6 protein-coding genes and 2 pseudogenes are annotated in these 5,686 nt (G+C 70.2%); 2 read left to right on the top strand and 6 right to left on the bottom strand.

Going from position 1 to position 5,686, the window contains the following annotated elements:
* Positions 1–1,026: 1,026 nt before the first annotated feature.
* Positions 1,027–1,119 (top strand): annotated as a pseudogene (locus AC07DW_RS33240) (hypothetical protein); the annotation flags it as partial.
* Positions 1,120–1,285: 166 nt separating this feature from the next.
* Here AC07DW_RS33240 and AC07DW_RS33235 read toward each other — a convergent pair.
* The 4 genes from AC07DW_RS33235 to AC07DW_RS33220 form a co-directional block, all read right to left on the bottom strand.
* On the bottom strand, positions 1,286–1,642 hold the full coding sequence (locus AC07DW_RS33235) for a hypothetical protein (protein ID WP_478861353.1): 357 nt from the start codon (positions 1,640–1,642) through the stop codon (positions 1,286–1,288).
* Positions 1,643–1,950: 308 nt separating this feature from the next.
* Positions 1,951–2,082 carry a hypothetical protein gene (locus AC07DW_RS33230; RefSeq protein WP_478861352.1) on the bottom strand — a complete coding sequence of 44 codons (132 nt, stop codon included), beginning with the start codon at positions 2,080–2,082 and terminating at the stop codon, positions 1,951–1,953.
* Positions 2,083–2,126: 44 nt separating this feature from the next.
* Positions 2,127–2,294, bottom strand: a complete 168-nt coding sequence (locus tag AC07DW_RS33225; protein WP_478861351.1) for a hypothetical protein — start codon at positions 2,292–2,294, stop codon at positions 2,127–2,129.
* Positions 2,295–2,382: 88 nt separating this feature from the next.
* The gene (locus AC07DW_RS33220) at positions 2,383–3,555 is read right to left on the bottom strand and encodes a helix-turn-helix domain-containing protein (protein ID WP_478861350.1); all 1,173 of its coding nucleotides are present in this window, start codon (positions 3,553–3,555) and stop codon (positions 2,383–2,385) included.
* A 279-nt stretch (positions 3,556–3,834) separates the two neighbouring features.
* On the opposite strand from AC07DW_RS33220, the gene AC07DW_RS33215 reads away from it, so the two are divergent.
* Positions 3,835–4,560, top strand: a complete 726-nt coding sequence (locus AC07DW_RS33215) for a class I SAM-dependent methyltransferase (RefSeq protein ID WP_478861349.1) — start codon at positions 3,835–3,837, stop codon at positions 4,558–4,560.
* Between the two features lie 207 nt (positions 4,561–4,767).
* Here AC07DW_RS33215 and AC07DW_RS33210 read toward each other — a convergent pair whose 3' ends face one another.
* The gene (locus AC07DW_RS33210) at positions 4,768–5,166 is read right to left on the bottom strand and encodes a transposase (protein WP_478861348.1); all 399 of its coding nucleotides are present in this window, start codon (positions 5,164–5,166) and stop codon (positions 4,768–4,770) included.
* 274 nt (positions 5,167–5,440) lie between these two features.
* Positions 5,441–5,686 (bottom strand): annotated as a pseudogene (locus AC07DW_RS33205) (hypothetical protein); the annotation flags it as partial.

Below are 5,686 nucleotides of genomic sequence, written 5' to 3'. Positions count from 1 at the left end.
CGTGCGGGCCCAGGTAAGCATCACAACTCACCCAACCCGCACGGACCTTCTCATGTCACGGGCCGGGCCGCCCCGTATTTCCCCCAAGGTCGTTACCCGTCGCACACGGCGGGCAAGAACACCCGCTCCGATCAGCAGTGTTGGCACTTTCACCGTCGGCAGGGCAGAGTGTCTACCCCAGGGAGCACCATTCCCGCGGTCCTCGCCCGGGAAGGCTCCACTGGGCGCCCAGCGGACCTCTGCCCAGCTTCACCAGGCAAGGCGCTCCGGGCCCCCAACGGGTACGCGCTGGCCTGCTCCAGGCCGCCTGCAGCAATCATCTGCCTGCTGCCCCGGTCCCGGTTCAGGGACCGCTCCAGCTGACAGGCCAGTGCCTGGACGGTTCCGGCCAGGTCACTACGACGAGCGCAGCGGTACGGTCCCGGGCAGGGGCAGCAGGGGCATTACCCAGCAGGCCGACTACAGCGGGAGTCCTTCTGGCGATTCGCAGTCTCTCCCGGCCGAGCGGCTACCCTGCGGGCTTGCCCCGGTACCACCGCCCCCGCAGCTCGCACATGAGGGCCGGAGGAGTGGAGAGAAGCGCGGCTGCCGGCTGCCGGCTGCTGGCCTGGCAGCCGGGCGTGCGCCAGGCACGGCCGTGCGCCCCGGGCGATTTGCGGGCCGGGCTTCCGCCGCTGCGGTACACCGCAAGGCTCACAGCTGCAGACCACCACGGCCGGGCTGCCGAGCGGATGCACGACGAGCCAAGTCACGGCAGTCCCGAAATGAGCTCCTGCAGGCGTCTTTGAGCAGGGCTGCGCCGGTCATATCCTCCCTGCTGGACCATGTGGAGGGGTGCATGCCGGTTTAATTGGCAGGGGCTCGGCTCTGTGTGAGCGGAGACAGGGATGACTGGTGCGTCGGGGGTAAGGGGAGTGAGTCGTTCCCGTCTCTTGTACCCCGCACCGCAAAGCAGGTTTTGCCCACAGAATGTTCAATCTTGGTCCGTGAGCGTGAGACGGTGCCGCGCTCCACCCTGCCGCCCGCCTGTGTATTCGCCCGCCGCCGGGCCATCGGCGACCAGATCCGCGCCGCGCGCCCGCAAACCTCACGCAGGAGGAAGTCGCGAACCGGTGCGGCATGGACCGGCCGACGTACAACCGGATCGAGCAGGCGCACAGCTCCGGCACTCCTCGACACTCTCATCCTCATCGCCGACGCGATCGGCGTACCCCGCGCCCGCCTCGTACGGTGAGCCCCGGCCGGCCGCGACGGGGACAACGGCCGGCCGGGGCGGTCGGAGGGGTCAGCCCTCCATGTGGCCGCAGCTGTTGCAGCAGTACAGGGACTCGTTGCTGGGGTCGCCGTTCCCGTCCGTCTCGACGATCTTGTACATGGTGCCGCCGCACTTCGAGCAGCCGCGGGTCTGGATGAGCTGTCCCATGGTGGACTCCATCTTGGAGAGGATCTGACGATCCGCCTCCCGCTGCACGGCCCGCTCACCGAGCGCTACATCGATCAGCGCGAGGGCACGCAGCCGGCCCGCCTCGTGCCGCTCGATGTCCGCCGGGGTGTCACCAGGATCGGCGTACCGCGGGCAGGAGGTGCACCACCAGCGGCCGGCGTCCACGTACATGGGGGTCGTGCAGTGGGGGCAGATCATGGGGCGTCCTTGACGTGGCCACACGAGGCGCACACCCACAGATCCCGCTGTCGCCACATGGTGCGCTGGCACTGTGGGCAGCCGGTCGTCTGGATCCCGTCTGGGCCCATAAGGGGCGGGTCGGGGGTGCTGGCCGCGTAGTGGAGTAGACGGCCGTGCAGCCGGGGGTCGTCGGTGGCTGCCATGCGGATCAGGCGGGCCGCTCGGGTGCGTGCCTCATCGGCGAAGTCAGTCACGTGGGCACCCTACGGGGCGCGCGGGGCGGGGCGGTGCGCGCGGGCGCACGTCACCCGTCCGTGTGCCGCGGGTCACGGTTGCGGGCCGCGGCGGCGCTGGTCCTGGTACCAGGCCAGAGCGGCGAGGGCGTCACCGGGCGGGGCGGCAAGCGCGGAGGCATGTTCCCGGCAGGCGAGGACGTTCCTCCCGTCCTTCACGTTCACGACGCGGAGCGTCTGCCTCGTGCCGCATTGGGCGCACCGGCCGGTCACTTCGCCCCATGGACGTCGGGCAGCAGCACGTACAGCGGCCGGACACCCCGCTTCTTGGCGCAGGGCCGGTGCGCGTACACCGGGCGGTCCGGCCCGCTGCTGGGCGCCACGGACCGGACGCACACGTCCGGGTCCGGCTTGTCGCAGTAGGTGCACGGGCGCACGGGGCCGCTCCTTCTGTTCAGTGATCCGTCTCACACTGACCGTAAGGGCGGCCCCGCTGGGCAGACGGGCAGGAATCCATACCCCTCGCTACGCGGCCAGCAGGCCGGCCTTCACCGCGAGGTCCGACGCCCGCTGACGCCGGGTCGCTACCCGGGACTCCGTCTCCTCCAGGATGATCGACCGCGCGTAGCCGTTGTAGCGGATCGTCTCCGGAGCCGCCTCGTGCGCCTGCGCCAGCGCGACGTCCGGCTGCCCGTCAAGCGGGAACCCGCGCGCCTCCTCGATACGGTGCCGGGCACGGCGCGGCCGGGACGGGATGGTCGCCGCGTCCGCGCGGGCCGCCTGCGAGCCGGCATGCAGCTCGACCGCGACCGTCACCGCGTGCGCGCCGATGATGGCCCGCGAGAAGGACGTCACCGGGTGGTAGTAGTCCTGCGGCAGGCGGTCCGCCATCTCCCGGGCGGTGCCCCAGAACCGCCACGCCGTACCCGTGTCGCCCCGCCGGGCCGCCGTGTACCCGGCCTCGACCGTCAAGGCCCCCGCGATGGCGAGGACATCGTCGCTCGCGTCCGGCAGCAGCGGTTCCAGGTAGGCCAATGTCTCGTGCGTGACCGCGTCCGCCGGGTCGAAGTGCCCGGGGCCCGAGTCGCGGTGAGCCTGCGCCAGCAGCCAGGCGGACACCCCGGCCGCGTGCGGGTCGCCCGACTGCTGCGCCGCCATCATGCTCCGCTCCGCGACCCGCCACAGCAGCGGCGAATCCGGCTGGTACGCCACGAAGAACTGCGCCAGCGAGTACACCTCAGAGAGGATCAACTGCGCCGCCCGCCAGTCCGCCGGACGTTCCGCCTGCCGTACGGCGAGCTGTGCGTCCCGGATCAGGCCCGGCAGCAGCGAGCCGACCACGTCGCGGTGGTCCGGCGAGGAGTGGCGTGCCGACCAGGCGCGCGCAAGCCGGGCCCGGAGGTCCTCAACCGGTGGCGCCTGTATGGCCGTCGTCAGCGGCAGGGCGTCCACGGCCGGCCCGTACGGCTGCCAGCCTCGGGTGTCCAGGGCCGATGAAAGGTCAACGTGTATATCCGGGCGGCCTGTCAGGTCGGCGAGGCCGCGCACGCGCAGCGCCTCGGCGATGCGGAGAACGGTGCCGGCGCCGGGCGCCTGGATCTGGCCCTTCTCCACCGGCTTCACCCAAGCGGGCGACCGCCCGGGCAGGCCGGCCAGCACGACGCGGCTCATGCCGCGGCGCTCGCGGAGGATTTGCATCCTCTGGCCGATGGCCGAAGACCAGCGGATCGGCGTACGGGTCCGGGGTAGCACCAGATGGCACGGCCTTGCCCCTCTCTGAACAGCTCGACACTGTCAGGGTATGGGGCAAGGCCATACTCATGTGAGCCCAGACCCACGAAAGCGCCACCTCCCGGCCCGCTTTAGTGCATGACTGATAACCCCCCAGCCTTGCAGCGCACACGGGCCCAGCCGACTATCTCTTCAGACCTTCACTTGGGGGAACCGCTCCAGCCGGCGCGGTCGTAGCGTCGGGGCATGGAAGAACGAAGCACCCCCTTCCGCGGACGCCGCCTTCCTGAGCGCCAGAAAGGGGGCCGGCAATTCCTCGTTGAAGCTGCACGTGATCCGCGCACGACCGGAGCGATGCTGCCCAGCAGCCGGCGGCTGAGTGCGCTGCTGGCCGAACCTGCGCACGAGCACGCCAGGCGCGCCCTGACCGTGCTCGAAGTCGGAGCAGGGACCGGGGCCGTGACGCGGGCGCTGATACCACTGCTCGGGCCAGGAAGCCATCTCGACGTGGTCGAGACGAACCCGCGATTCGCGGCAGGCCTGCGTCACCTGATCGAGACACACCCCCACCTGTCGCACACCGCCGTCGAGCGGGCACGTGTTCATCAGACGCGGATAGAGCACTTTGTGAGCGACGGGCGCTATGACCTGATCATCTCCAGCCTGCCGTTCGCCAACTTCAAACCCGGGCAGGTGCAGGCACTCATGAACCGGTTCCTGGCCATGCTGCACCCGACCGGGGTACTCACATACTTCTCCTACCGCGGGACCCGCACGGCACGCGCCCTGTTCTGTTCGGCCGCAGAGCTGGCACGCCACCGCGGCGTTGCAAAAGTGCTGGCCTCCTACCACCAGAAACATCACGGGAGCTCCCGGACGGTCTGGGCCAATCTCCCCCCGGCCAAGGTGTGGAAGCTGCATCCAGAGGTGAGAGGGGAAGTGCCCGCACCCAGCGCATTGTCACGCCCGTGAAAGTCTGCGGATTCCCGTGCTCGCCGGCAAAGCCTGCGCCGGGGCAGGCGGCACGCTCAAGGGACACGCCACCCCACAGCGAAACGACATCCGCAGACGGTGACGCAGCGCAGCCCGGCTGAGGGCCTCCCGCGCCGCTGCACCGGCCGGGCAGTCCTGTGACCGCTCCGGAGTATTCGTCTGAGCCTCCTTCCCCCCGGCCCGGCTCTACCTGCTGCGTTCGCGCAACCTGCGTTCCTCGGCAGCCGCCTTCCTCAGAGCCTGCAGCAGATGGAAGTCTATGCCTCTCATCACAGCCTGGTGGTGAGAAGGGGAGGTGCCGGCGTCCACGGGGGCCTGTCCCTGAGGTGTCCGGCCGCCCTGGCCGCCGAGCCAGGTGATGGTGACCCCCAGCACGGTCTGGAACACCCCCGCTTCGGCCCACAGCCGGAACCGGTCATAGACGGTGGACCACGAACCGTACTGCTCAGGAAGTTCCCGCCACGGCCGGTCTGTGTGGAACCGCCATATCACCCCGTTGAACTGCTGCCGTGCAGGCGCCGAGCTGGGGGGAAGACAGGGCTCAACCCATCCCCACTCCTCATCGGTGAGGTCTCCGCGCGTCATGCCTGTCCGTCACCTGGCCCGCCACGGCAAAACCGCAATGCCATGACCGGAACACCGCACAGACGCGCGCGCGAAGCCGCAGGGGCGGCCCAGGGCGCCGGGCGCTCGCACGCGCCGCGGCACCGCAAGCCGGGCCAGCGGCGCAGGCTGCTCGCCGATGCTGTGCGGTTACCCCCTCCGCCCGCTTCACCACGCCCCGGCCAGCACCCCCCGGACGGCACATGCTCACCGGACCGGCTGCGAAGGCGCACCGCGCCGGAACGTACCCCGGGCCTCACCGCTGTGCCCCGGCCTTGAGGAAGGCGTTCCAGCCGCCTGCCGGGGACTGGCCGACCTCCAGGGTGCGGAGCTTGTCCAGGATCTTCGGATCCTGCACGTCGAGCCAGTCGGTGAACTGCCTGAAGGACACCAGCCGTACATCCTTTTTCCCGGCCATGCCCTTGAGCGCCTCTTCGACGGCGTCCATGTAGATGCCGCCGTTCCACTGCTCGAAGTGGTTGCCGATGTAGAAGGGCGCGCG

Source organism: Streptomyces sp. NPDC045701, assembly GCF_056432045.1.
Note: the sequence above shows the minus strand (reverse complement) of the source record. Positions and strands in the feature narration are given on the sequence as shown.